Source organism: Mesorhizobium sp. LNJC391B00, from assembly GCF_000502535.1.
In the GTDB taxonomy this organism is placed as follows: Bacteria; Pseudomonadota; Alphaproteobacteria; order Rhizobiales; family Rhizobiaceae; genus Mesorhizobium.
Window position 1 is genome coordinate 1 of sequence record NZ_AYWI01000021.1, and the last position, 25,103, is coordinate 25,103.

Consider the following 25,103-nt stretch of genomic DNA (forward strand, 5'->3'; position numbering starts at 1 on the left):
GAAAACTGGATGGAGGCCAACCGATACATCAACATGGACGACCTGCGCGAGCACAAGAAGCTCGCTCTGCGCCAACCGCATGACCAGCATCATGGCCGCCCCATTTTGCAGAACTTGACGCACACAACCCTTCAAACGACTGTGGTCAGACTACCAAGGCCTTGGGCGCCGATGCCCTGCGGCGAGGTCCACACGGTATGAGCCCGCATCTGGTGTTTGCGTTGCGGCACAAGGCGGTCTCAAGGGGGTCATTCCACAGGCCCAACTTCAGGCATTGTCGACGCCGGCTCGATACTCCCCAGAGTGCCGATTGGATCTTTCCCAGTCTAGCGCTGCGTCCGGTCTCCTTGAGCGCGCTGCGGGAGACCGGCGGCGCGTTCCCGATAAAATAGAGTGTCGGATCCCGCGTGGCAGGCCACCCATTACGAAGGTTGTTCATCGTTTGACTGGCTGCGGGAGCCGATCGGCCGCTGCAACATCCAACGTCAGGTCCACCAGAGAACAAGATCCGGGCGAGCAAACCCGAAAAAGCTGTTCAGCACTAGGCGACGCCTTCCGTTGCCTGATTGACCGGTGACCCCGTGAACGAAACCGCCATCGATCAGGCCGATATCCCCCGCCCTGAGCTGGAAGTCGCGACAAGGAACACCCTCGAGATAGGCTGCCGAATAGGGATAGCCCGTAGTCTCCACACCTTGAGACTTTCGGTCGGTGACTGTCGGCTTGTGGCTCCAGAGCCGCAGATTGCCACCTTCCTCGGGCATGCTGGGATAGAAGTTGAGTGCTGCCACGGTGTTGTGCGCCACCGCAGAAAGCTCGTAATCGTTCCCAGCACATAATACTTGAGCGACGTCATCGTGGGGATCCAAGGAGAATGTGCCGCTGCCAGACCAACTGAGAGCGCGACAAACATTAGCCTGACCGTGCTCCGAACGGGCCAGCCGCAATTCAATGCCCTGTTTGCGAAGCTCGCGCTTCAACGCGTTGAATAATGCTCGGACCGGATCAACCAGACTCTCAAAAAGGGCATCGACGTACGGTCGGGCAGTTTCCGCCTCTGCGAAATAGGTGGCCGCATCCTTCCTGTAGTGGGATGCGCCGACATATTGTCCGGGGACGCCATCCTTACGCTCCTTGAGACCGGGACTGCCACTGAAGTTCGCGGTAATCTCCTCGGCTATTTCGGTGCTGAAAGCTTGCCTGATGTGCAAAGCGGTGATCTCACCTTTCAGGACTGAGATGACGTCCGCAGAGCTGATCGAGCCAGTTCGTTCTCTGATCGCAACAGGCGAGGTGGCTGGGGCTTGGGATACTTGTTTAGTCTCCATTGGCTTGCTCCTTTAGTGCGTGATCAAGGATGGCGATGCCATGATCGAGTTCGTCATCGGTGATGGTTATCGGTGGGAAGACTTTGATGACGTCGCGATTTGGTCCTGAAGATTCGATCAGCAGGCCATTTTCGAATGCGACATCGTGCACACGGCCGACAATGGCCTGCGAACGGCACTTGAGGCCGGCCATAAGACCGCGGCCGCGCTTTTGTTCGATGCACTTGGGAAATTTGGCAACGAGGCGATCAAGGTTTCTCTGTAGTTTGGCGGCTGTCCGCTCAACGGATGCAGTGAACTGCGTGTCGGACCACAGTATGCACATCGCCCCTGCACTCACGAAGGCGAGATTGTTGCCTCGGAAAGTCCCGCTATGTTCTCCGGGATTCCAAATGTCCAAGTCGGGGCGAATCAGAACAATGGAGAACGGACTACCTGAACCGCTTAGGGACTTCGAAAGGCATACAATGTCGGGGTCGATCTTCGCGAACTCGAATGAGAAGAAATCGCCCGTTCGTCCCGCACCCGCCTGAATGTCGTCGACGATCAAGAGGACGCCGTGCGTACGGCAAATGCGCTGAATTTCGGTGAGCCATGCTGCAGATGCAGTGTTCAGGCCGCCTTCTGCCTGGATAGTCTCCAGAATGATTGCGGCTGGCTTTTCTATGCCGCTCCCCGGGTCGCCTAAAACATAGTCGATGTAGCTAGCGGAATCGAAAGCTTGCGTGGGGTAGCCGTCGTAGGGGACACGGATCACATCGTGGCGAGCAACGCCGCCCAGTTCCCTGGTTGACGCCGAACCCGACACCGCCAGGGAGCCGAGCGACATGCCGTGGAACGCATTTGTGAAGGCCATGACGCTTGAGCGGCCGGTGTATTTTCGCGCCAGCGCCAGCGCTGCTTCGTTGGCGTTTGTGCCGGTCGGCCCAGGAAATTGTATTTTGTAGGAAAGGCCCCTAGGCTTCAAGATCGAATCCACAAACACTTCAATGAATTCACGCTTTGCCACTGTATACATGTCTAGAGATAGCAGAATATTCTCCCCAGTCATATATTCTATTGCCGGTGCAATAATGTCTGGATTGTTGTGTCCGTAGTTTAGTGCGCCGGAGCCTACGAGGAAATCGATATAGGGGTTACCGGCCTCGTCCCAGATTGTCGCTCCAAGAGCCCTCGTAAAGACTGCAGGAAACGACCGTCCGTAGCGACGAACGTTAGACTCATGAGCCGTAAAAGCGTCGGTGTTCATTTTAGGGTCCCTGTGTAAGCGTCGCGTTCAACGAAGACGATTAAGTGCCTTTGGTCGGTCTGTTTTTCATTCCACTTAGAAGACCACGCAGTCCGAGCGAAAATTTTCCCTCTAGCCGCTGCGTTTCGTCTGCTGCACAGATGCGCTCCGAAGCCTCCAGCGTCGTCATGCAGCTCCGCATGCCGATCCCTTTCGGAGAACGGGTTTACACGAGCCGGTTTCTAGAGTTGTCCGCTAAGCACCGACTACGGCATCTGCTCCAGAGCCGGACCTCGAATGAGCAAAACGCTGCTGTCACATCACAACCGATCAGTCGATCAAAGGTCGTGCTCTAGGAGCCAACCAACTTTCCAAACATTCCTATCCCCCTCGGAAAGCGTCCGGACGGCCGCTGGAGGTAGGGAGCGTAAAACCCCGCCGAGAGCATCGGATGATCAGGAGGCAACGTGGAGAACCCCCCAGCCGCACCCCGACAATTTTTCGAGGAACAAAGACAGACTTGTACCGCAATCGAATCGAATTCAGTGGTAGCGTAATCCCAGGTCAGTTCGACATCACGAGCGATTTCGTGAAGAGCAATAAAATCATAGGCCCCGAATCGATTAGGAGCCACCGCTAGATTTGGGTTGCAAGAATGATTCGAGAAGACGACTGGCGCCTCGAATGTAGCGTGAATGGTCCAGTCTATTTGGATGCTATATATCGTCCTCTCTTCCTCAAATTTGTCGATTAGCCCGATCATGACTGCTTCTCCTGGCAGAAAATTACGGGATGAAAATACGCCACGCCCTCTGTCCACTCCCGCATTCGCGATCTTTACGTTTCGCGCATTGATTATTCTTGCGCAACCGACGTCATCATCTAATATAGAGTAATGTTCCTTCTTCGTCCTACTTGACATGGCGGTCATCCTTTCCGCATGGGCGGTTACAGGCATCTAAGCTTTCCGCAATTTCTGGCCGCCAGAACCAGAAATATTTGTTGTGAGCAGGTTTTTGGTCCTTCAAGGGCTTATCGATGGCGGCTAGAGGTACCGGTTCGGCAACGAAGGACATTCAATATCCGTGCCAATTCAGCTGACACGAGCTGAAGCAAGAGCCTTCTCATTGCTGCTCAGCCATCCCTGACGATGCATGAGATGAAAAGGCTGCCCAACGGCGCGGCGGACCCGACAAACCCGACACAAAATGTCGGAAGTCGATCGGAGTTGTCTATGCTGGCTTGACGGAGAACCACAATGCCATCGGTCGACCTCAATTAGTTCGGCAAAATTAAGTCTGACGTTGACCTTGGCTACTCAGTTTGATGTTGGTTTGCCTCCCCTCCATGGATCAATCGCGCAAAGGAATGAGCGTTTCTGCGGATGAGATCGCCGCCCATAGGGGCACATTGATGCCGGCCGTATGCCCCGCTCCGTTAATGCTATCTGGTGGAGCGCTCGGCCTTACCACTGGCCTTTGTTGATGTTAGGATAGAGTTTCGTTCAGGTTCAGTTGGAGTGTGTCGGACGTCGCTATTGGTGGTCGCTGTGCTCTCCTCGGCGACGATCGATGCGAACGCCACGAACGGCGAAGCTGTCCCAGCTTGCGTCGGCTCGGATCAGCGAGGCATCGACGTGGACGATTTCCTAACGGCAGGCGAAGTGCGAATTGAATCTCAACCTCTTCACTGGCAGAGCAGTTCGTGTCTCATTGCCCGACCAGCGGTTTGCCAACCTTCCTTGCGTTCAAATGATCCGCTACACAGAACCTTTAAATGAATTCACCGAACCTTTGCGACTGCAGATCGCTGACTAGGGTATGTTCACCTCAGTCTGAGATCAGGACCGGATGAAGCTGTGCTATGGCTCGGCACAGCACGCAAAAATCGGGAGCAACAGCCAGTGGCCAAAAGAGCATTCATCCTCCTTGAGGGTCATTCAAGGGGCAATGGTCTGCTATACGTCGAAGCGGCTGAGCGTCTTGGTCTTCATCCAATCACCCTGTCGACTAATCCAGCTCAGTACGACTATCTTGCGGCGGAAGGGATGGAGGCAATCGCAGTCGATACAGACAATGTCGATGCACTGATCCGCGAATTTTCCCGCTTAGGAGAGACGTACGAGATTGCTGGCATTGCTGGCTTTTCGGGCCACGATGAGTCGGTCTATGCAACAGTTGGCAAGCTCTGCCGCCATTTCGATCTACCGGGACCGAACCCCATATCCATCGAACAATGTCACGACAAATTCACTCAACGTCAGCTTCTCTCGGACTCCGGCATTCCGATACCGGCTTATCGCCTGGCAGCGAACATGGCGGACGTCGAAAGCTCTGCCGCAGAGATCGGACTACCCGTAATTGTCAAGCCGACTGTTGGCAGCGGCAGCATGGGTGTTCGGTTGTGTCGCGACCTCGATGAGTTAGCTAAACATACGACCTATATGTTGGGTGGGCAGCACAAATGGCGGTCTTCGCCTAGGGTGCTGGTCGAGGAATTCGCAGAAGGTCCTTACTATTGGGCAGACACAATGGGAGATCAGATCATTGGAATTGGGACCGCTGACTACGGCCCTCCCCCGCATTTCGTCTGCCGTGCGTGCACCATTCCGGCCCCGCTGACTGATGACGAGCATGAACGTATCGCCGACGTTTCGCTGAGTTGTTTGCGAGCTCTTGGGCTTGGCTGGGGGCCGGCGGGCATCGAATTCCGGTGGACGAAGCGTGGCCCAGTCGTCATCGAAGTCAATCCGCGGCTTCATGGCGCGCCCACTCCCCAACTGCTTCAGCTGGCTTACGGTATCGATCTGATCACCGAGCACATCAAGATTGCTATTGGCGAAAAATGGGAGTTGCGCAGAAGGCATTCGCACATTGCGGCTGCGCGGTTCCTAGTTGCTGATGGCAATGGCATCCTTGATAGTATCGCCGGCGGCAAACAAGCAGCTGCTGTACCAGGCGTTGCCGAAGTCAAATTCTATATTCCACCTGGGACGCCGATCGTTAGGAAAGGCGATTACCGGGACTGGATCGGACATATCATCGCCACCTCGCCCTGGCACACTCAGACCCAAGAGGCACTCCAACGTGCCGTTGATTCGCTCCATTGGTCGATCAGGCCATTTCCATAGGCTGGCGAATAGGCACAATCTGCCATCCTCCTCCTCGCGCCAGGCGCGGACGCTAGAATAGTTATCGGAAATGAATGGAAGACGCCGCATTCCTGGCGAGCGGATGATAGGCACCTTACTCCGTTGCTCGCACTTGTCCCGCGAGATGATCCTCGGCGATCGTTCTGATCTACGACCTGCAGCCGGTGCCGGCGGAAACCCACTGAAGGCTATCGCTGGATAATCTGGGCTCGGCGGTCCGCGACAGAGCGATTACCGAGGAGCTGCCAGGGCGTCATCGTGCTGGAGATCCGCACTGTCAACGTGGCGGGCTCCTGAGCCCTTTATTATGTGGAAGTGCTTGAGCTTGGGCTATCAAGCAGGGCCTCCCACGACTGTCGGCGGAAGCCTGCATCTTCAATAGGGCCCTCGTATAGGAAGCCGCCCAAGGTGGCGAAGGATCGGGAACACCTAAATTTTCAGGGAAAAATGCTGGTCGGCGCCGATGGCGATAATACCTGTGGCATTCGAGGGCGGCGATCCGAATCATCTCCAGCCTGTCTGGTAGATGCACCGCGCCATTCCATGTGTGCAGCAGATCTCTGTGGACCTGAAGAGACGCTACCGGACGCCTATACGCGGGGCGGCCTTCCGCCAGGCCGGCTTCTCATGGCTAGGGGATGTATCGTGGCGCTTCGAAGGCCACCGGCGCACGCGCAGTTGCTGCGAAGGAGCTGCGAAATTCTCGATATCCATGTCGAGCCCCAGTCTTCATTGGTGTTTCGGCTGAGCGGCAGGGGTCGTCGGTCGCAGACTTCCTGACGGTGTTAATCGCAGACGGCTGCACGGATGGGAACGCTTCCGCGAAAAGGGCCATCGGGCCGTGCTCCACTGGGTACCAAGCGTCAGATTTCACACGCCAGAGCAAACACCACGTCGTCTCGACAAGTTCCGTTCCGAGATCCACGAGCTCCGCTGTATTTTGGGCAATCTTTAGCACCTGCGCCTTGGTCTTTGCGGGGGCGGCAGAGGCATCGATACTGACACATTGCGCGTCGACTGTGATGGGCGAATTGGACGAGCATGCCGGCATGGGTTGAACCCCGTGCAAACAACGATATAGCCGAAGGCAAACCCAAGCTGTTTGTCCTGAGCGCGCACCTCCTCCGCGAACCCCACCTAGCCCAGGCCGCCGTTCGGGTGAACAGACGCTCCAGCTGGTATCGCATCGTAGACGGCATCCTCATGGGGTACCCCGCTCTCCTGAACCTAGAAACATTTCATGCCAATCTTGGCGGCGACTGCGGCGACCATGCGCGTGTGGTTGGACTGCACGCCGCCGGTATCGAGCATATTCTCTCCGGCAACACGCGATGGAGCTGAATGAGCCATCCACGATTCTATGGAGGCGTCTTTGATTTGACGTCATCTGCATTTCCGGCGCCAAGAGTCCTATTTACGATTCCAGCGCCTCGTTCGTCATTGAGAGTTGCAACCGCACGCGGGCCTGCGAGAGAACCAATGCGTATGGGATACAAGAACTGCATCTCCTGGATTACTACAATCACCGGATTGTTTTCACCAGTATTCCTTCTAATATCTGCTCAATGTTCATAGTTGATCCAAAATTTCGCCGGCTTGAGCACTGACCTTGTCATGTCGCCTCAGGGCAGCAGCAGCGATATGGCCAGCATTTGATCGCGCTGGAGCACATCTGCAGATCCATTCGTCACCTCATCAAGGTCTGGCGGCTCGGACCCTACTTCCTTGCAACTGTCGAAATGCTCAGCCCTTTGGCCAGCTCGGCTAACGCGGCCAGACCGCCAGATCAGAAAGAGCACGCTTGCGAAATACGCCAGCTGAAGGAGCAGCGAACACGCCAGCGACGTGAGGACTACTGTGCCGATGGAATGAGAAGCGAAGTAGACGGTCAGAGCGGTGCTGCAAAGGACCATTCCCAGGACGCGACAGAAGGTTCTGAAGGGCAATGCCGTTCTCCTGGATTGTCCACCATCATGCAGCGACATTGTCGGCCGCAACATGGGTCTGGCAGTTCTTCGGGCAGACGCGGGCGCAGGCTCCGCAGCCAATGCAGCGGCCAGGATGATCCACGGCCATGATTGTGCGATTGAGCTCGCCATCGAAATCGTCGTCTTCGCCGTCGCAGGCGCGGAGGACTTCACCCGCGTCGTCGACGCCGTAAAGATGCATGACTTCGCGCGAGCAGACTTTGAAACAGCGGCCGCAGCCGATGCAGGTCGTGCCGTCTATAGCGGTGAGATATTCCGGCATCCATCCGGAGCCGTCGCGGGTGGTGAATGTGCTCCTCATAGTAACTTCTTCATGGCAGCGAGCTCTCTCCTGGCACCATCCAACTCGGCAAAAACGTCCGACGCTTGCTCGGCAACTTCCTCTATCTCCGTCGATGTTCCCGGGAGATTCTCTGCAAGGTCGTGCAATTTCATCTTGGCGATTACCGCGCGCAGCTGAAGCTTTCGGACTTTCGTCCCCATCTCATCTAGCTTTGACATAGATCCTTCCCGAAACGGTTTCTTCACGCCCGTGCCACGTGGGGATAGGCTTCGATGGCCGCAGTCGGATCGATCAGTTTCGTGCCGACCTCCGCCAGGTGCCTGAGCGTCTCGAAGCCGAACCGGGTGGATGTCTCGACAGAGCGACCCAACCGCCCGGCTGTAAAATGCAATCGTCCGCAGCCCCCCTAGCTTTCATGTTTATCATTGGCGATGTCATAAGGCCGGAGCGCTTCTCGATCGCGAGTCCGACTGGGTGTAGAAGAAGTCGAGCCTCCACAGCACGTCGAGCTCGGGATCGCCCATGAAAAGCATCGCACGGCGATGCTGCTGGTGACGATGAAGTTCGCCAGCAGTTCGGCGTCCGATTTGCCTTCCCATGAGCCGTAGGAGTCTTGAGCACGGATCAGCCGCACCAGGCATTTGACGAACGGGGTGGCAAGGGCCGCCTCGTCCTCGTGACAGCCGGGCTGACCGCGCATCAGACATTTCGCCTTCTCCTCATTTCAGTCCTCTTCCTCGAAGCACGATGTCTGTTTTCTGGGACGGCTACTTCGGGCACACTTGCGCAGCCGACGCCTGGCTCGGCGCCGCTGATTCCACACAACTGATGTCCTCAGCCGACCTTCAACACGTCGGCTGCGAAGTCTTCCACGCGAATTCGCGTCGAACATCGCTTCCGCCGCAATGCGGGAGGCCATGAAAATTCGAGCCTCGATCCTGCTGGAAACGATCGACCAAGTGCTGCATGGACCCTCCTTGCTGCGGTCACGCCAGGGAAATGGACGAATTGGCCAGTAAGCCATCGACCAATCACCCTTTTTTATCTTTCTTCCTTGGCCGACCGCGCTTTGTCACCTTCGGGAAACTGTTTTGCGCAGCGGCAAAGAGAGCGCCGCAACAAGCCTTCGCACCCCTGTACTTGGCGAGGGCCTGCAGCAAATCCCGCAGATGCTGCTCTTTCAATTCGGCTAGGATAGGGTCCGGACCGTCCAGCGACATCAGTGCCAGTTCGACCAACTCGATCGCGCGATCATTGTTGCCGTTCTCGTGATAGTACCGGGCGACCGGGGGATAGGACCGGAATTTGGGACTGTCGCCTTGCGGGGGATTCAGGGCCAGGATGTGTTCGGACAGCTCCTTGCCCATCGCGAAGCGCTCAGCAGGGGGAAGGCGCGAATGGTTATTGGCCGGATGGAAAAGTTGGTCTAGCGCCGAAACCATCCAATCCTCGGTATTTTTGTCGATTGCGTCGCGAACCAATTGCCGCATCACGGGCAAGCCGGTCCACATGTCTTGTATTTTGTGAAGCAACAGATGCGCATGAGCCAGGCGGAAATTGAGGTCGTCCGGCATCAAGGCAATGCCCTCTTCGATAGCCCAGAGCGCCGTCTTCCAATCTTGCAACTTCACCGCCGCCCAGAACCTGTCATCGATCGGCTTCTTCAACGCTTGTCCGCGCACCAGGGGTTCGCTTGTTGCGATCCGCTCCTGATCGGCCGCTTTCGCTTTGTTGCTGGTACGCCAGCTGCCGTTGAGCACTTTCGGCAAAACCTCACCTAGTTTACTCGGATGACCGATAGAGGCGATGCAGCCGTCTCGGTCGACTACGAACGAGGTCGGAACCCCGACGCAAAAGCTGGGTTCCCTCCAAAGCTTCTTCATTTCGCCTGTGAAGCCGAACGCAATCCGATGATTCAGATCCGGGCAATTTTCGGCCAACCACGCATCCAACTTGGTCCGGGCCTCGACGGCCGTTGGAGCGTCTTCATCAGCCGCGATCCCGACGACATCAAGGTCGCTGTCCTTGTATTTCTCCTGTAGCTGCATCAGCTCGAGCATCTCCGCCGCACATAGTCCCCACCAAGTTGCCCAAAATTCGACGATATAGACTTTGCCGGGCTGGAAGTCCGCAAGGGGCTCGCAACGCAGCCAGTCCTCCACTTTGATCGAAAGAGCCGGTGACCCCATCCGCAACATCATCTTGCCCTCCAAAGCTGTTGCCAAAGGTTTGCGTGACCTTATGGGCAAGCTTGTTCCCCTTTGAGACGTGGCACGAGGGTTCAACGAAGGGAGAGCATCGCTCGTCTTGCGCATCTGCGTGCATTGAGGCCTTCACTCAGTGTTGCTGAAACTTAATTCGCAAAGGTCGTGCCAACGCGCTCGGCGTGCAGTAAATGCTGATTATACTTAAAAAGCTTCCGGGGCGCTCAGATAGCCGGTTGTAGTAGTCGCGACATGTTTTCTGCCATTGTCAGGTCTTGGACACGCATCACCCGCTTCGCGTCGGCACAGAAGCGTGGCCACGGACGTCTCGACATATAGGGACGGACAGATGGACATCATGACCGGGTTGGCTAGCGCCAGCCACGTCATCACCGTCCGCCTCAAGCCCTGCTTGAGCCTCTTGCCGTTCCGGTCGCTCAGCGGAACGCCATGCGATTGGAGGGGCCGCTCCCTCCGAGCATCGCCTCTGCGCTACCTCTTCCGCTTTGCGCTTGAATTCCTGGCTGGCAACGCCAGAGTTTCACGACGAAGCCGGTCATGTCCGGCTGCGTGTCGCGAAATAACCCGGATCGACATGATGATCGTGCCGAAGAGAGCCAAGATCTGCCGCCATGTGCCGGGCCGGTGAACTCTCCCGGGTTGTTCTGTATCCCTGTGCACAGGTCCTACAGCGACCGCCTGGTGCGAATGTGAGCGTTGTCGGAATTTGACCAGCCCCAAGGCCGCTCGGTCGCCACGCGGTGGGCCGGGCAGACTAAAACGCTGAAGATGCGGCCGCCCTCGCCGCTGACCCGGCTACCATCCCAGGGCGATGACACGTGATTGATGCCACCGTTCGCGCGGCGACGGCCGGCAAGAGCCCGACCGTCGGATTCGAAGGTCGGTGCCTTGGCCGCTGCACGGTCGTTGCCGTGTTCCGTTCCCGGCCAGTGGTGAAGGAAATCGTGATAACGCCAATACGTTGAGTCTACGGTACGAACGCGGACCTGCCGCGCTGAAACGGCTCTCTTTCTCGACCTGACGCGGCTTGAGTATCGGTGTTTTGAGCGCATGAGGACGCCCGGGCTTCTGCCCGATCGTTTGTTTGCGCGTTACGGCTTGTCTCGGCGGGCAGACACCGAGCGCGTTAGAGGCGTCCGCGAATGTTCTTCGCGATGGCGTCTGCAAGTTGCTCGTGAGCTTCGCGAAACCTGCGCGTTCCCGCCACCTTTTCCGACTTCGCATCAGGCCAGGTGAGTAGAACGAAAAGCAACGGTGTTGCCTCAGAACCAGTCAGCGAGCCAAAAACAGCGGCAATGGCGGCTTCCCAACTATCCATCTCGCGACACCGCCGAAGAGCCGCTCACGCAGCCGGCGATTGCCATAAGCGCGCATGACTATCATGTCGGCAGACGTGTCGACTGCGTGCTGCGCGAGCACCGTGGCTGCCGATTTTCCGGCGCTCGCCAGCAGGTCAACCGGCACCCGAGCACCGTGCCGAGTGAGATAGGCAGCGATATCAGCTCCCGGCTCGGTTCCATTTCCGGTGCAGGGCGCCTCCGGATCCACTAGTGCGACACGAACTTCCTCAGCACCGGCTAGTAGATGCAGCGCTTCCCGAATCGAACGGGACGCCTCGACTCGCGAATCCCAGCCGACCAGCACGCGCCGTGGAGACAGAGTCGCCTCAGCGCCTCCGGCACGACAAGCACCGCCTTTCCGGTGTCGAACAGGGCTGCCGTTGATAACAAGAGGACCGACTTTAATGTCGTTGAGAAGTGCGGGGCCGACGATTGTCAGATCGTTGCAGAGCGCCCGCTGTCGCACCGCGTCACCGATGCTGGCCTGGTCGCAGTTCGCAATATCGACATCATCGCACCGCCACGTGGCTTTCAGCAGTTTGTGAATTTCGCTGGATGTTTTTTCCGAACTGGCCGTGTCCTGTGAAAATCTCTTTGCCTGTACCGTGTTCCAGTGCGGCATGGCGTGTGCGCGTTGTCCAGGCCACTCGGGGATGCCACCGCCTAGCGGCCGAGGCGAGCATCACGAGCGGCGGAGGCGACATCACCAGTACGGAAAGATACGCGCCGACTTCGGCACACAAGCTGGCAGCTGTCCTGACATCCTGATCGGAGTGGTCACTCCCGTCACACTGAGTACGCTTTTGAAGGCCATCTGACTGCTTCTTTCTAAGTATGTCGTATCTGTAGGCGCGTTTCGAAGCCGCAAGACTTGCCCTTAGCACGACGGATGGCACTACATCTTCGCTGTTCAGCCGTCCGGCCACTCGAGCGAGTGGCACCGCACCGATGCCTATCCGCCGTCAGCTTCAGGCTCAACGTCCTCCTCCTCCAGCGAGTAGCCGTCGGACCTGATGGTTCGAATGACGCTCCCGGCCGACGTCCTCTCCAGCTCCTTTCTGATCCGGCTGATATGGACATCGACGGTGCGTTCACCGACATGGATCTTTTCCCCCCAAGCTGCGTTCTTTAGCTCGACTCGGCTGAACACCATGCCGGGAGTCTCGAGCAAATGCCGCAGCAGCTTGAACTGGATCGGTCCAAGGTGGATGTCGTGGCCGTTACCATGGACTCGGCGGGCATCGACGTTCATCTCTAGCCTGCCACAGCGGAGCCAGCTGCCGTTTTCGATCCCGTTTGAACCCGGCTTTGGCAGCGCCAGCTTCGTGCGTAGACAGTCGAGCAGCATCGCCGGCGCGAAGGGCCGCACAAAGCTCTCGTCAATACCTGCCTTCAAGAGATCGAGGTGCTGGTTTTCGGCGCCGGGCGCGATCATCGCAATAACCAGCAGGCCTCTGTTCCGGAACTCCGCCTTGAGCTGGGCACAGATGGTGGACCCTGTCGAGCTTGCCGGCTGGCAGTCCAGCACCACGGCCTGCGGCTCCCGTACACTGGCTAATGCCAGCGCTTCTTCCACGCTTCTGGCCAGTTCAATCCTGAAGCCATCCACCCCCAGAATGTGGCTGTAGTACAGATACAACTCCGCACCTTGCGAACAGATCAGGACCAGTGGCTTCATCAGCGCTACCCCAGGAACCACATCGGCCTCGACCGCCTCGACTGAGAGGGCTGGCGATCGCATATCCTCGAGCCTGACATGATCCCCTTGATCGAAAATCGGTTCCATCACGCCCGCGCCACCTCGGGATAAGCCTCAATGGCTGCGGTGGCATCGCCGGCCAGTTGAGTACCGGCCGCGGCGAGTTTCCAGAACGTCTCGAAACCGAACCGGTGGACGTCGCGCAGGGTTTTCGACAGAACGACCAACCGCCCGGCCGTGAAAAGCACGCGCCCGAAGCCCTCATGGCTCATCTCCATGATCGGGGATGCCATCAGGCCGGAGCGTTCCTCAATCGCAAGCCCGACGGCGGTGTAGAACTTATCGAGCCTCCACAGCACGTCCGGATCGGGATCGCCGATGATTGGAATTGCACGGCGCTGTTCCCTGGTGATGATGAAGTCGCCCAGCAGCTCGGCGTCCGATTTGCCTTCCCATGACCCGTGGGAATCATTGGCACGGATCAGCCGCACGAGGCATTTGACGAACGGGGTGGCAAGGGCCGCCTCGTCCTCGGTGGCGGCAGCGCCAACAGCGGCTTCAAACATTTGGCCCACTCCTCATTTCAGCTTTCGTCCTCGAAGGAGGGCTTCTGTTCAGCGACACCTGCCTGCGCCAGCACCTTGCGCAGCCAAGGGGGAGGACACGTCCTGAGCATCATCTGCGTGCGCAACAGCACCTCTTGGATGGTCTGGGGCTGCGGCACTTTGATCGGATGGATCTTTGCGGAAACAAGTTTGGCTGCCGAAGGTCCGCCGATCGCCAGACAAAACAGGAGATGGCAGCCATTTAGCGCTTCCACCTTCGGGGTGATGCGGTCATCGCCCTCAGTTCGGTGCTTCCCGCTCTCGTCGGAAACGTCATCGAAGGCCACGGCTTCGACGAGATTCCACTCCTCGCGCATCACGTCGTAGACAGCAAAGCGCCTGGCCGACCCGAAATGGGCGTTGAGGTTCTTCATGTCCTGCGTGGCGATTGCCACGCGCAATGCGCCGGCTTGGCGTTCCGGCTTCGGTGCGTGAACCTCGTCAGTGACGAGCGAGAGGCGACGAACGGAGCTCATCTGGCATTTCTCGCTTACGGAGTGGATCAAGCGCCTCAGGCGTCGGCGCTCGCCCATTGGCTTGAAAAATGTTGGCAACCTCGAAGATCAGGTCGCGGGTCCCCTGGTAGAGGATTGTGAGCTTGTGCTGGGCCCCGAGCCGGTCGAAGATCGGGAAGCCGACCCGCATGAGCGGAATGCCGAGGCGCTGCGCCGCCTGGCGGCCGTGGGAATGAGTAACGAGAAGATCAGCGCCGGCGCCAAGCGCTTCCAAATCGCCGAGATCGCCGATTTGAACCGACTGCGCCGGTACTTCCTCCACAATTTTCGACATAGCGGCCGTTGTGACCGCCGCCGCGATTTCGGAGCCCATGCCGATGAAGAAGCTCGCGAGTTGGTAGAGTTGGTCTGGTTCAGCAGCGATCGCAATTTTCTTACCTCCAAAGTGGAAATGTCCGTCGAGCAACGCGTCCTGCAACTGCGCCCGCTGACGTCGCACCCCTGCCGGCGCCGCCGCGCCCGAAATCGCGCACAGCAGCGAGACGAACCGGTCGGCGTCCCTCAATCCAGTCAGCGACCGGAACAGCACGTAAGGCACGCCGGTCAACCTCTGCAGCACCTCGGCCGGGCGGCGCATATGCTCACCGATGACGATGCATTGCTCGGCCGTGCCGAGTTCGCGGATGTCCTCGACGCTGGTGCCGCCATAGGTGGTCGTGACCCAACGGTCGGGCACCGTACCATCGAGCGAGCCCGATACGTCCGGCAGAATCACCGGCTTCAGTCCAAAGCTCTCAACCATCTCACGCAAATGCTCGATATCAGCCACAGTGAGGTTCCAGCCAGGCAGGATCACGATCTTCTTCGACTGCCGCGCCTGCTCGCCGGGACGCGTAATCCTTCCGATCATCACGGTTACAGCCTTGGCCCAGCCCTCTTCGATCGCGCCGTCGAAATCCGGTGTGTTGGCTAGCACCACCTCCGTACCCGCGAGTTCTTCGGTGCGCTTCAGCCTGATATTGGCGATATCTCCTGCGCAGTCTTCGCCCCGGGTTTCCACCAGCGCGGTCGTGCAAACCCCGATCAGCGTTGGCTTTGTCCGGGCCTTGAGGTTGAGGATCGCCTCTTCCAGATGGTCTTCCCCGCCGAGGATCGTCGCCACCTCGTCCATCGCGGTTGTCTGCAAAGGAATGGCTTCCTTGAAATGCCGCACGAAGAGCACGAGCGCGAAGCTGGTGCACCCCTGGCTGCCGTGGAACAACGGCATCGCGCCGTCGACGCCAAGAAAGGCCAAGGCGGCACCCAATGGCTGCGATGACTTCAGCGGATTGACCGCCGCCGCTTTGGTCTGGGGAAGGATGCGGACCATCGGCTCTCCTTAACAGTCGCCGAAATCGTCGGCCGTCGTGCCGGCGAATTCCTGGACAACATACAAGGTCGCGGTCTCGTTTTTCGTGCTCGGCAGTTCCTCCCTCACCGCAGGGTGGCAATCCCATGGTGCCGGTTCGCGCACCTGGCGCCAGATCGGGTTATGAATGGCGAGGTCGATCTGGCGTACGAGTTCCACCATCCCGTCATAGCCGGCGTAAGGATGTTGGCGCTCCTGGTTGATATCGAGCCAGGGTGTCTTGGCCTTCAGCGCGATGAACTGCGTGCGCCCGCCCGACAGCATGATATCGGCCTTGTGTTCTGAGAGCATGGCGTAAAGCTCGCGCGGCGTCATCTGCTCGAACATGTGGTTGTCGTCCTTGAGGATCTGCTTGATGCGCTGCTTGTCCTCGACGGTCGACTTCTTGACAGAGGTGCCGACGATCTCGATGCCGATCTCCATCAGCGCATGGACCACCGACCAGGACTTCACACCGCCGGTGTTGAGCAGCACGCGCTTGCCTTCGAGCCTCGGCCGGTAGGCGGCGAGCTTCTTCCAGGCGATCGCCTCCTCCTCTGCAATCAAGGCCTCGGTGCGGCCGAGGATCTCCGGATCGGCACCCTTCTTCACGAGCAGCTGAGAGATCTGTCGGAGCGCTTCCGAGGTGTCGGTAATGCCGTAGAAGGAGCCCTCGGAAAACGGGATGCCCCAGCGCTGCTCCATCTTTCGGGCGAGATTGATGAGCGCGGTCGAGCACACCATCATAGCCGCCCGGGCGCGGTGCGCGCAGGCAATGTCGAAGTAACGCGCGTCACCCGGAATGCAGGCGCGCACCCGAATCCCGAGCCGATCCAGCAGCGGCTTCACCAGCCAGAATTCGCCCGAGAGGTTGAATTCGCCAAGAATGTTGACGTCGTAAGGGCCGGCATCGTCTGGCTCGACCGTGCCGATGACATGCTCGAGCAACGCCTCGCCGGCAAGCTTGTTGCCGAGATTCTTGGAGCCAACGAAGCCCGGCGCATTGACCGGCACAACGGCCAAGCCGAACTTTTCCGCCGCGCGCTGGCAGACGGCCTCTATGTCGTCGCCGATCAGCGCCGTCACGCAGGTCGGATAGACGAAGATCGCCGGCGGCCCATACGCTTCCTTGATCTCGCGGATCGCTTTGAAGAGCTTCCGCTCGCCCTGCCCCATGACAACATCGAGTTCGGTGAGGTCGGTCGTGAAGCTCGTGCGCCACAGCGTTGGCCCGGACGAAGCCGCACCGCGGTTGTCCCAGGAATTGCCCTCGCAGGCGATCGGCCCATGGACCAGGTGTGCGACGTCGGTGATCGGCTGCAGTACGATCTTGGCGCCATCGAAGGCACAGCCGCCGGCCGCCGCCCCGGGGGTCAGTGGCTTCGAACAGCCCTCCTTGCGCGCCTTGGCATCCTTGCCGCGGTTCTTTTCGCAGGCAGGCTCGTCGAAGACATCCTGGATTTTGGCTTTGAGCAAGGACATTGCGTCGGTCTCCAAAGTCCCTCGGGAAGACGACCGGCCAAAGCCGACCGTCACTAGCGGGTGAGGTCATACGAATAGTCCGTCACGCCCGTCTCGCTTGTCTCGCGATCAAGCTTGTCGAAGATCTTGTCGAGGATCGTCGTCAGTACGCGCAACCCGCCTTGGTAGCCCATCAGCGCATAGCGATGGTGATGGTGGCGATCGAAGATCGGAAACGTCAGCCGGATCAGCGGCGTGCCGGTGTCGCGCTCCAGATACTTGCCATAGGAGTTGCCGATCAGCAGGTCCACCGGCTCGGTGAAGAGCAGCGAGCGCATCGCCCAGAGGTCCTTGCCCGCCCAGACTTGAGCATCCTTGCCGAAAGGCGATGATGCAAGCAGTTCTTTCAACTCCGCCTCCCACGCCGAGGTGCCGTTGGTGGCGAGGCAATGGGTCGGCTCGCCACCCGTCTCCATGATGAAGCGGGCCATGGCGTAGACAAAGTCCGGATCGCCGTAGATGGCGTATTTTTTACCGTGCAGCCAGGATTGGCTGTCGGCCATGGCGTCAACAAGTCGACCGCGCTCGAGGCGGATTGCCTCGGGGATTTGCTTGCCGGAAATCGCAGAGACCTCCATCAGGAAGTCGTCGGTTGCCTGGACTCCGAGAGGGTAATGGAACGAGGCAGTCGCCTGCCCTACCCCCTCGCAATACTCCAGAGTTTTTCGGGTGTTGTAATGCTGTAGCGAAAGTGTCGCCTCGGCGTTGAGTGCCTTTCTCACGTCTTCGATCTTCGTGCCGCCGTCATACATGCGGTATTCGCCGTCCGACGGCGTGTCGAACTGGTCAGAGGCGTCTTGGATGAAAGTATAGGACACACCTACCAGATCGAGCAGGCGTTTGAGTTCCCGATTGTTGCCGACACAGAACCCGTCGAAGCCCGGGATGACGTTGATGGTCCCCTCGGCTTCCGTTCGCTCCTCGCCTTTCCAGAAATGCTCCAAAATCCCCTTGAGCGTGACGTCGTAGCCATCGACATGACTGCCGACGAAGGCCGGCGTATGGGCGAATGGTACGTCGAAGTCGCGCGGGATCGAGCCTTCGTCCTTTGCGTTCTCGATGAAGCTGTGCAGGTCATCTCCAATGACCTCCGCCATACAAGTAGTCGAGACGGCGATCATCTTCGGGTCGTAGAGTTGGTACGTGTTGGCGAGCCCGTCGACCAGGTTCTTCAGGCCGCCGAACACTGCCGCGTCCTCAGTCATCGAGGAGGAAACCGCCGAAGCAGGCTCCTTGAAATGGCGCGACAGGTGCGAGCGGTAATAGGCCACGCAGCCCTGGCTGCCATGGACGAAGGACATGGTTCGCTCGAAGCCTGCGGCCGCGAACACCGCGCCGAGCGGCTGGCAGGCCTTGGCGGGGTTCACGACAAGGGCTTCGCGAGCAAGGTTCTTTTCGCGGTATTCCCACGTCTTGGTGAATTCGCCTTGGTCGGCAACGATCTGGTCCGGGTGAGGACATTCGAAATTCAGCCTCTTCTCGGCGAGCATCTGCCTGTATTCCGGCTCGCGGAACAGGGGCGCGTGGTCGAGAACTTTTTCAGCCGACTGCGGCATGGGTGGTTACCTCTTTCCATCTGGCCCGCCACACGGCGGCACAGGGACGTCGAAACGGTTCAGGTCTCCCGGGGACAAAGGCCACAGGCGTTCACGGCCTCCCGGCTTCCGGGAGGCCAGGTTTTCATTCGGCTGCGATCGCCGCCGAGGGCTCGGCTTGTTTCTTCCAGGGGGCGTCGTAGAGGTTCCAGACCGGGTTGTTGATGGCCAGATCCATGTCGCGGGCGAAGATGGCGAAGCCGTCGTAGCCGTGATACGGGCCGGAATAATCCCAGGAATGCATTTGACGGAACGGTATGCCCATCTTCTGGACCGGGTACTTTTCTTTGATGCCGGAGCCCACGAGATCAGGACGGATCCCCTCGATGAACTTCTCCAGCTCGTAACCAGTCACGTCGTCATAGATCAGTGTGCCCTTCTTCACGTAGTGGCCGGTGCGCTGATAGTCGTCGTTATGGCCAAATTCGTAGCCAGTGCCGACGATCACCATGCCCAGGTCCTCATATGCCGTGACGACGTGACGGGGGCGCAGCCCGCCGACATAGAGCATCACCGTCCTGCCTTCGAGGCGCGGCCGATACTTGGCGATGACCGCTTCGACCAGCGGCCGGTATTTGGCGATGACCGCCTCGGCCTTGGCCTCGATTTCCGGCCCGAAGTGCTTGGCTATCTTGCGCAGAGAGGCTTCGGTCTGGGAGGGGCCGAAGAAATTGTACTCCATCCAGGCAATGCCATACTTTTCCTCCATGTGCCGGCAGATGTAGTTCATCGACCTGTAGCAATGGATGAGATTGAGTTTCGCCTTTGGCGCTCGCTCTATTTCGGCCAGCGTAGCGTCGCCCGACCAGTTGCCGACCACGCACAGACCCATCTCCTCGAGCAGGATGCGCGAAGCCCAGGCGTCGCCGCCGATATTATAGTCGCCGACCACATTGACATCGTACGGGCCGGCCTCGAACTCGAGGTCCTTCTTCTCGAACACCCAGTCGCGGATCGCGTCGTTGGCGATGTGGTGGCCGAGGGATTGCGAGACGCCGCGGAAGCCCTCGCAGCGCACCGGCACGATTGTCTTTTCGTGCTCCTTGGCCTTGTTGCGGGACACAGCTTCGGTGTCGTCGCCAATCAGGCCAATCGGGCATTCGGATTGCACAGTCATGCCCTTGTTCAGCGGAAACAGTTCCTCGATCTCGTCGATGATCCGTTCGAGCTTCTTGTCGCCGCCGAAAACAATATCCTTCTCCTGGAAATCGGAGGTGAACTGCATGGTGACGAACGTGTCGATGCCGGTCGTACCGACGTAGTAGTTGCGGCGCTGAGACCAGGAATATTGCCCGCAGCCGACCGGGCCGTGCGAGATATGAACCATATCCTTGACTGGACCCCACACCACGCCTTTCGAGCCGGCATAGGCGCAGCCGCGAATTGTCATCACCCCGGGGATGGACTTGATGTTCGATTTGACCTCGCATTCGGAAAGGACCTCGCTTTCCTCGCCAGCCTCGTCGCCGCTTTTTGCGACGCTGAGGTGCTTTTTGCGGCGCTTCGCCGACTTGTCAGGATATTGCGACAGCACTTCCTCGATAAGCCTCGCATGGAGGCCACCGTCATTCTCGTATTCCAGGCTCATGGGACCCCTTTCAAGGTTCAGGGTGACGCCTCACCGACGAGGCGCCGTTCTTTGAAAGACGCACCAGGTCAGGCGGCGCCTCATGTCGGCAGCGGTCGCTACTGTGCGGCCGCCTTAGCCGCTTCCTTGACCTGAAGCTCGGCAAGCATCTGCTCGTCCGTCTTCATGATGCCGAAGTCGAGCAGCATGTCCTCGAGCTCTTCCATGGTGATCGGGGTCGGGATGGTGCCCTGGCCCGAATTCCCATGGATCTTCTCGGCCAGCGCCCTGTATTCCCCGGCCTGCTTGGAGTCCGGCGCATACTGGATCACAGACATCTTCCTGAGCTCGGCGTGCTGGACGATGTTGTCGCGCGGCACGAAGTGGATAAGTTTGGAATTGAGCCTGGAAGCAAGCGCCTCGGCGAGGTCGAGCTCGCGGTCGGTTTGGCGCTCGTTGCAGATCAGGCCGCCGAGCCGCACGCCGCCCGAATGGGCGTATTTCAGGATGCCTTTGGCGATGTTGTTGGCGGCATAGAGCGCCATCATCTCGCCGGACATGACGATATAGATTTCCTGGGCCTTATTCTCGCGGATCGGCATCGCGAAACCGCCACACACCACATCCCCGAGCACGTCGTAGGAGACATAGTCGACGTCGTCGTAGGCGCCGTTCTCCTCGAGGAAGTTGATCGAGGTGATCACGCCGCGGCCGGCGCAGCCGACACCCGGCTCGGGTCCGCCCGACTCCACGCATTTGATGCCTTTGTAGCCGACCTTGAGTACGTCCGCGAGTTCCAGGTCTTCCACCGAACCTTCCTCTGCCGCGAGATGCAGGACGGTATCCTGCGCCTTCGCGTTCAGGATCAGGCGGGTGGAGTCGGCTTTGGGGTCGCAGCCGACGATGAGGATTCTCTGCCCGAGGTCGACAAGGGCGGCGAGCGTATTTTGGGAGGTGGTGGACTTGCCGATGCCGCCCTTGCCGTAAAAGGCGATCTGACGCAAACCTGACATGTAGCTTTCCTTCCTTCGTTCCATTCATCGCGGCTGCCGCGACATGAATGCCGGTCGGGCAGCTGTCGCCGCCTCGCACCTAAGGATCTCAAGACTCGTGCCAATTTGGCTGATCAAACCGAAGAATAATTTGATGTTTTCTTTTCAGGGGTTTAGCCTGAAGCCCAAAGAAAGGATCGTCAGGACAGACCGTGTAGCGGACCCGACAATGGCGACACAAAGCGTCGGATCGCGATCCTCAGTCACCGAATTCGTTTGAACCGCGTCCTTATGTTGAAGTGGACGAACAGCAGCTCGATCCTGTTGGGTGAATTGCGGGATGCGGTCTGTTCGGCGAGCTGACGTGCTTGCTCACGCGTGTAGGACACTCCGCGGAATCTCGCGCCACGCTGGCATACCTTCGATCCACGGCCATCCATAGGGCCGCGGGCGGAAAGTTCCGCTATATCAGCAACCCGAGGGGACTCGGCACTTCTCGGCGCAGGTGTTCAGTATCGGCGTCATCACCTTCACATGCTCGTCGATCCGCTCGAGCACCTTTGCCGGGATCACGTCGCGCTCAGGCAGACGCAACCAGTGCTCGTTGACGTGTTCGACGGTCTCGACCACTGCCTTCAGGACTGCCGGCTCCGGAAGCCTTGCACGGTTCGCAAATGCCTTCCATCGCGGTGCTGCCAGCGCCTTGAACGAGCGCTCTCCTCCAAGCGACAGCGCCATGGAGTCGGCGGGAATATATGGCACGGTGGACAGGACGTCGTAGATTGGTGCAAGCGCCGGCTTGTCGCCGTTTCCGGGATAGATCAAAGACCAATTCTTCAGGTGCATGTCGCCATTGCCGGTGATGACGCTCAGTGCCAGGCGGCGGACGAAATCGAGAGCCGCCGTAGGCGAGACGGCCACGCCAAGAGCCAAGGCTATGTCGTGATAAGCGGCCCCCTCATATTTGCGCGAGGGGTAGACACCGAAGACCTGAGCGAAATCCTCGATGTGTATCCTCTCGCCACCGGCGCCGCGATCGAAGCGTTTGACGAGAAGGACCTTGCCTTCCGACAGCGTATTGAATTCTTCGGGAACGCCCTCAAAATCGGACTTCTCGACCAGTTCGCATTCAGGAACCTCCATGCCGATTGCTGCTGCCAGCGCCAGGTTGGCGAATTCGTTCTCGGAAACGCCCGGAAACGCCGTCGAAGGGAACTTGGCAATGTACCGGCCCTGCTCGTCGTCCATCGGCAAGGCAAAGCCGCCGCCTTTTCCAATGTTCTTCATGACCGACAGCTTCATCTGCACGCCGGCAAGCGAGAACCGTGCCTTGGGGTGATCCTTTGAGCCATCCTTCGAAACCGCTATCGCGCCGTCACTGGGCAACGCCCGTACGGCTCCCGGCAGATCGGCGCCCAGTGCCGCTAAAAGATCGAAATCATTGCCTGGCCGCACATTGCCTTCGTGATGCCTTTCCATCGCCTCCCGCAATTTATCCTCCGGCAGGAGGTTCGCGAAGAAAGCGGGCAAGGCGCTTGCCAGAGGCTTCGGATCTTTCCGCAATCCTCCCGTCGCTGCCCGGAACGACAGGCTGAGAACCGGGAAGCCGCCCGTCGCGCGGTAGGCGTCATCGAAGTTGAACGCATTGAAATCGCCCGGCGTCCTGACGATTGTGCCGATCTTCACTGCATTCAAGAGCACGTCCAGCGACGGGATCGTCTTAGGTGCGCGAAAGACTGGAGCCATGATCGTCATCGTCAGGTTGAGAAACAAAGGCGGGTCGATCGTCATCATCATGCGGACGCAATAGAGCCTGGACAGCCGGCACCATGGCTTGCGGAACCAGCATCATTTCCAGACCGAGCGCGCGAGCGATATTCATGAGCGTCGTCGCGCGCGCCGCTGCGGCTCCCTTTTCGATGTCGCGATATCGGGGACGGGATATACCCGCCAAATCAGCGACCTGCTCCTGCGTCATCGCAGCCGCCAGCCTGGCCTGCCTGAAAAGCCCACCAATTTCGCGAAGAATTTCCGATTGAGAGTCCATTATGATACGTAACGATCCATTCCAATGCTAGATGATATGACAGAGTATCTTATCGAGCGATCGTGTCAATACGGTATGATCTGTTTGCGTATCATGCGTTAGCCTTATGAAACGTAAGGAGATCACTCATCCTGCATTTAGCGCCGCCCGACGATGGACGCCGTCCGAAATTAGCGCCCGATCAGCGCTCCGAAATTCGAAATGTTAAATCAAGGCGGGTCCGGCGGCTGAAATCGGTTCCCTCTTCTCGTTCATATGGCCGACCGCGCTGACTCGGGGTCAATGTGGATCGCGACTCCTTTATTGCAATGGATTTGCACCATCTACTCCCTGCCGGTCTTCCGGCGCACCATGTTCCGACCCCTTCAGGGGCTCGGCTCGATCGGCGTGACCACCCTGATCAAGCATCGACATAGCCGTCGAATACCGCTTTACTCTCGGCTGTCCGTTCGGGGCATGGCGGGGTGCCTCCCCGATCACGAAGCAGCACCCGAACAAGCCCGTGACCAGCGCGTCCCCGCTTCCGAGACTTTCTCACTCAGTAAGGCTATGCGCCCGCCGCCACCTGCGGGCTACGCCGGCATCAACCGGCGGGCAGATGGGCCGAGGGCAATAAGCGGGCCTGGCGCAACGCCGCCAGATCAGCCGAGCCGGTGCAGAAGCAGGCGACGGCCAACTGGCGGATGACGATCTCGAAATGCGCGACAACTGCCTCGGTGGATACCGTAGCCGCGCGCAGCACGCCGGCTGCCTGCCCGGCGATGTCCGCGCCGAGGCGGATCGCCTTGGCCACGTCGACGCCGTCGCTGACCCCGCCAGACGCGATCAGCTTCACCGCTGGCAGCGCCCGACGTACCGCCTGCACGCTGGCCGGGGTCGGGATCCCCCAATCGGCGAACGCCATCGCAACTGTACGGTCGGCGGCATCGGGGGCCCGCTCGCCCTCCACCGCGGCCCAACTGGTGCCGCCGGCGCCGGCGACATCGATCACCGCCACGCCCGCCTGAACGAGCGCACAAGCCACCGAGGCAGAGAGGCCCGACCCCACTTCCTTGGCCACGATCGGCACGCCGACGCTACGTGCGGCGCGAGCGATCTGGGCCAGGACGCCGCGCCAGTCGCGGTCGCCCTCCGGCTGTACCGCTTCCTGCAGCGGATTGAGATGGACAATGAGTCCATCGGCCTCCAGTGCATCCACCGCCCGGCGCGCGAGGTCCAGGCCGTCGGCCTCGCGCAGTTGCGCGGCGCCGATATTGGCCAGCAAGGGAACGTCTGGGGCCAAGCGGCGCAACGCGCGCGTCAGCCCCTGGGAGTTGCGGGATTGCAGGCTCACGCGCTGCGAACCGACGCACATGGCGATCCCCAAGGCTTGCGCTGCCTCGCTCAGATGCCGGTTGATGGCCTCGGCGCGTTGCATGCCCCCAGTCATGGAGCTGATCAGCAGAGGCGCGCGCATGGTCTTGCCCAGCAGCGAGGCGCTGAGGTCGATCTGCGTCAGGTCCAACTCGGGCAATGCGCAGTGTTCGAAACGGATGTACTCCCAGCCGGCGGCCTTGGCCCGTGCCGTTCGCCGATTCAGCACTATGTCCAGATGGTCGTCCTTGCGCCGGCTCAAGTTGGTGTCGCTGATGCTCGCTCCATCCGCGTCATCGGGCGACGGCGTTGCGTCGGGTCGGACCGACGGCAGCGCGC

General features: G+C 59.2%; 20 protein-coding genes and 2 pseudogenes. 2 read left to right on the forward strand and 20 right to left on the reverse strand.

Annotated elements, in window-relative coordinates; all coding sequences use genetic code 11:
- Nucleotides 1-201 (forward strand): hypothetical protein (locus X750_RS1000000166660; protein WP_156932478.1); only part of this gene is annotated, 201 nt, incomplete at its 5' end.
- A gap of 284 nt (nt 202-485) precedes the next feature.
- Here X750_RS1000000166660 and X750_RS135715 read toward each other — a convergent pair.
- On the reverse strand, nt 486-1,328 hold the full coding sequence (locus tag X750_RS135715; protein WP_023748849.1) for a hypothetical protein: 843 nt from the start codon (nt 1,326-1,328) through the stop codon (nt 486-488).
- A complete protein-coding gene (gene ectB / locus X750_RS135710; protein ID WP_031243705.1) occupies nt 1,318-2,577 on the reverse strand; it encodes a diaminobutyrate--2-oxoglutarate transaminase in 1,260 nt (419 codons plus the stop codon). The genes X750_RS135715 and ectB overlap by 11 nt, the downstream gene beginning before the upstream one ends.
- A 1,882-nt stretch (nt 2,578-4,459) precedes the next feature.
- Here ectB and X750_RS135705 point away from each other — a divergent pair.
- Complete coding sequence (locus tag X750_RS135705) at nt 4,460-5,686, forward strand: acetyl-CoA carboxylase biotin carboxylase subunit family protein (protein ID WP_031243707.1); 1,227 nt, start codon at nt 4,460-4,462, stop codon at nt 5,684-5,686.
- A gap of 925 nt (nt 5,687-6,611) precedes the next feature.
- Here the strand turns inward: X750_RS135705 and X750_RS1000000166590 are convergent.
- From X750_RS1000000166590 to fni, 18 genes and pseudogenes are all read right to left on the reverse strand, one after another.
- Nucleotides 6,612-7,024, reverse strand: a pseudogene (locus X750_RS1000000166590) (aminocyclopropane-1-carboxylate deaminase/D-cysteine desulfhydrase family protein); the annotation flags it as partial.
- Nucleotides 7,025-7,329: 305 nt separating this feature from the next.
- Nucleotides 7,330-7,707: an exopolysaccharide production repressor protein gene (locus X750_RS135700; RefSeq protein ID WP_348524496.1), complete on the reverse strand. Its 378-nt coding sequence runs from the start codon at nt 7,705-7,707 to the stop codon at nt 7,330-7,332.
- Nucleotides 7,679-7,996 carry a ferredoxin III, nif-specific gene (gene fdxB / locus X750_RS135695; RefSeq protein ID WP_031243711.1) on the reverse strand — a complete coding sequence of 106 codons (318 nt, stop codon included), beginning with the start codon at nt 7,994-7,996 and terminating at the stop codon, nt 7,679-7,681. The genes X750_RS135700 and fdxB overlap by 29 nt, the downstream gene beginning before the upstream one ends.
- Nucleotides 7,993-8,196 (reverse strand): CCE_0567 family metalloprotein, encoded by a 204-nt coding sequence (locus X750_RS135690; RefSeq protein ID WP_023748856.1) that lies wholly within the window; start codon nt 8,194-8,196, stop codon nt 7,993-7,995. Before X750_RS135690 ends, fdxB begins: the two co-directional genes overlap by 4 nt.
- Before the next feature lie 23 nt (nt 8,197-8,219).
- Nucleotides 8,220-8,678: pseudogene (locus X750_RS01000000163450) on the reverse strand (NifX-associated nitrogen fixation protein).
- 331 nt (nt 8,679-9,009) lie between these two features.
- On the reverse strand, nt 9,010-10,179 hold the full coding sequence (locus X750_RS135685; protein WP_050588824.1) for a TlpA disulfide reductase family protein: 1,170 nt from the start codon (nt 10,177-10,179) through the stop codon (nt 9,010-9,012).
- A 1,296-nt stretch (nt 10,180-11,475) separates the two neighbouring features.
- Nucleotides 11,476-12,165 (reverse strand): universal stress protein, encoded by a 690-nt coding sequence (locus X750_RS1000000163895; protein WP_023748860.1) that lies wholly within the window; start codon nt 12,163-12,165, stop codon nt 11,476-11,478.
- 330 nt (nt 12,166-12,495) lie between these two features.
- Nucleotides 12,496-13,329 carry a response regulator transcription factor gene (locus tag X750_RS135680; RefSeq protein WP_023748861.1) on the reverse strand — a complete coding sequence of 278 codons (834 nt, stop codon included), beginning with the start codon at nt 13,327-13,329 and terminating at the stop codon, nt 12,496-12,498.
- Nucleotides 13,329-13,808, reverse strand: coding sequence for a NifX-associated nitrogen fixation protein (locus X750_RS135675; protein ID WP_023748862.1), 480 nt, complete (start codon nt 13,806-13,808; stop codon nt 13,329-13,331). Before X750_RS135675 ends, X750_RS135680 begins: the two co-directional genes overlap by 1 nt.
- A gap of 17 nt (nt 13,809-13,825) precedes the next feature.
- Nucleotides 13,826-14,323 (reverse strand): nitrogen fixation protein NifX, encoded by a 498-nt coding sequence (nifX, locus tag X750_RS135670; RefSeq protein ID WP_031243719.1) that lies wholly within the window; start codon nt 14,321-14,323, stop codon nt 13,826-13,828.
- Complete coding sequence (gene nifN, locus X750_RS135665) at nt 14,289-15,671, reverse strand: nitrogenase iron-molybdenum cofactor biosynthesis protein NifN (protein ID WP_023748864.1); 1,383 nt, start codon at nt 15,669-15,671, stop codon at nt 14,289-14,291. The genes nifX and nifN overlap by 35 nt, the downstream gene beginning before the upstream one ends.
- Nucleotides 15,672-15,680: 9 nt before the next feature.
- Entirely contained in the window at nt 15,681-17,171 is a 1,491-nt protein-coding gene (gene nifE, locus X750_RS135660) for a nitrogenase iron-molybdenum cofactor biosynthesis protein NifE (RefSeq protein ID WP_031243721.1), read from the reverse strand.
- Between the two features lie 53 nt (nt 17,172-17,224).
- A complete protein-coding gene (gene nifK, locus X750_RS135655) occupies nt 17,225-18,766 on the reverse strand; it encodes a nitrogenase molybdenum-iron protein subunit beta (protein ID WP_023748866.1) in 1,542 nt (513 codons plus the stop codon).
- 124 nt (nt 18,767-18,890) lie between these two features.
- Entirely contained in the window at nt 18,891-20,393 is a 1,503-nt protein-coding gene (gene nifD / locus X750_RS135650) for a nitrogenase molybdenum-iron protein alpha chain (protein ID WP_023748867.1), read from the reverse strand.
- A gap of 98 nt (nt 20,394-20,491) precedes the next feature.
- Nucleotides 20,492-21,385 carry a nitrogenase iron protein gene (gene nifH / locus X750_RS135645; RefSeq protein ID WP_023706403.1) on the reverse strand — a complete coding sequence of 298 codons (894 nt, stop codon included), beginning with the start codon at nt 21,383-21,385 and terminating at the stop codon, nt 20,492-20,494.
- A 447-nt stretch (nt 21,386-21,832) separates the two neighbouring features.
- A complete protein-coding gene (locus X750_RS135640) occupies nt 21,833-23,110 on the reverse strand; it encodes a HipA domain-containing protein (protein ID WP_031243724.1) in 1,278 nt (425 codons plus the stop codon).
- Nucleotides 23,085-23,411 carry a helix-turn-helix transcriptional regulator gene (locus X750_RS1000000165265; protein ID WP_084567210.1) on the reverse strand — a complete coding sequence of 109 codons (327 nt, stop codon included), beginning with the start codon at nt 23,409-23,411 and terminating at the stop codon, nt 23,085-23,087. The genes X750_RS135640 and X750_RS1000000165265 overlap by 26 nt, the downstream gene beginning before the upstream one ends.
- A gap of 583 nt (nt 23,412-23,994) precedes the next feature.
- Entirely contained in the window at nt 23,995-25,041 is a 1,047-nt protein-coding gene (gene fni, locus X750_RS135635; protein WP_031243726.1) for a type 2 isopentenyl-diphosphate Delta-isomerase, read from the reverse strand.
- Nucleotides 25,042-25,103: the final 62 nt, after the last annotated feature.

What these genes read in the sequence shown, in the direction of transcription:
- nifK (WP_023748866.1), bottom strand. Translation starts at nt 18,766, where the DNA reads ATGCCGCAGTCGGCTGAAAAAGTTCTCGACCACGCGCCCCTGTTCCGC.
- X750_RS1000000165265 (WP_084567210.1), bottom strand. Translation starts at nt 23,411, where the DNA reads ATGGACTCTCAATCGGAAATTCTTCGCGAAATTGGTGGGCTTTTCAGG.
- X750_RS135640 (WP_031243724.1), bottom strand. Translation starts at nt 23,110, where the DNA reads ATGGCTCCAGTCTTTCGCGCACCTAAGACGATCCCGTCGCTGGACGTG.
- X750_RS135715 (WP_023748849.1), bottom strand. Translation starts at nt 1,328, where the DNA reads ATGGAGACTAAACAAGTATCCCAAGCCCCAGCCACCTCGCCTGTTGCG.
- X750_RS135675 (WP_023748862.1), bottom strand. Translation starts at nt 13,808, where the DNA reads ATGTTTGAAGCCGCTGTTGGCGCTGCCGCCACCGAGGACGAGGCGGCC.
- nifX (WP_031243719.1), bottom strand. Translation starts at nt 14,323, where the DNA reads ATGAGCTCCGTTCGTCGCCTCTCGCTCGTCACTGACGAGGTTCACGCA.
- nifE (WP_031243721.1), bottom strand. Translation starts at nt 17,171, where the DNA reads ATGTCCTTGCTCAAAGCCAAAATCCAGGATGTCTTCGACGAGCCTGCC.
- X750_RS135680 (WP_023748861.1), bottom strand. Translation starts at nt 13,329, where the DNA reads ATGGAACCGATTTTCGATCAAGGGGATCATGTCAGGCTCGAGGATATG.
- nifH (WP_023706403.1), bottom strand. Translation starts at nt 21,385, where the DNA reads ATGTCAGGTTTGCGTCAGATCGCCTTTTACGGCAAGGGCGGCATCGGC.
- X750_RS1000000163895 (WP_023748860.1), bottom strand. Translation starts at nt 12,165, where the DNA reads ATGCCGCACTGGAACACGGTACAGGCAAAGAGATTTTCACAGGACACG.
- nifD (WP_023748867.1), bottom strand. Translation starts at nt 20,393, where the DNA reads ATGAGCCTGGAATACGAGAATGACGGTGGCCTCCATGCGAGGCTTATC.
- X750_RS135690 (WP_023748856.1), bottom strand. Translation starts at nt 8,196, where the DNA reads ATGTCAAAGCTAGATGAGATGGGGACGAAAGTCCGAAAGCTTCAGCTG.
- ectB (WP_031243705.1), bottom strand. Translation starts at nt 2,577, where the DNA reads ATGAACACCGACGCTTTTACGGCTCATGAGTCTAACGTTCGTCGCTAC.
- X750_RS135700 (WP_348524496.1), bottom strand. Translation starts at nt 7,707, where the DNA reads ATGTTGCGGCCGACAATGTCGCTGCATGATGGTGGACAATCCAGGAGA.
- nifN (WP_023748864.1), bottom strand. Translation starts at nt 15,671, where the DNA reads ATGGTCCGCATCCTTCCCCAGACCAAAGCGGCGGCGGTCAATCCGCTG.
- X750_RS135685 (WP_050588824.1), bottom strand. Translation starts at nt 10,179, where the DNA reads ATGATGTTGCGGATGGGGTCACCGGCTCTTTCGATCAAAGTGGAGGAC.
- fdxB (WP_031243711.1), bottom strand. Translation starts at nt 7,996, where the DNA reads ATGAGGAGCACATTCACCACCCGCGACGGCTCCGGATGGATGCCGGAA.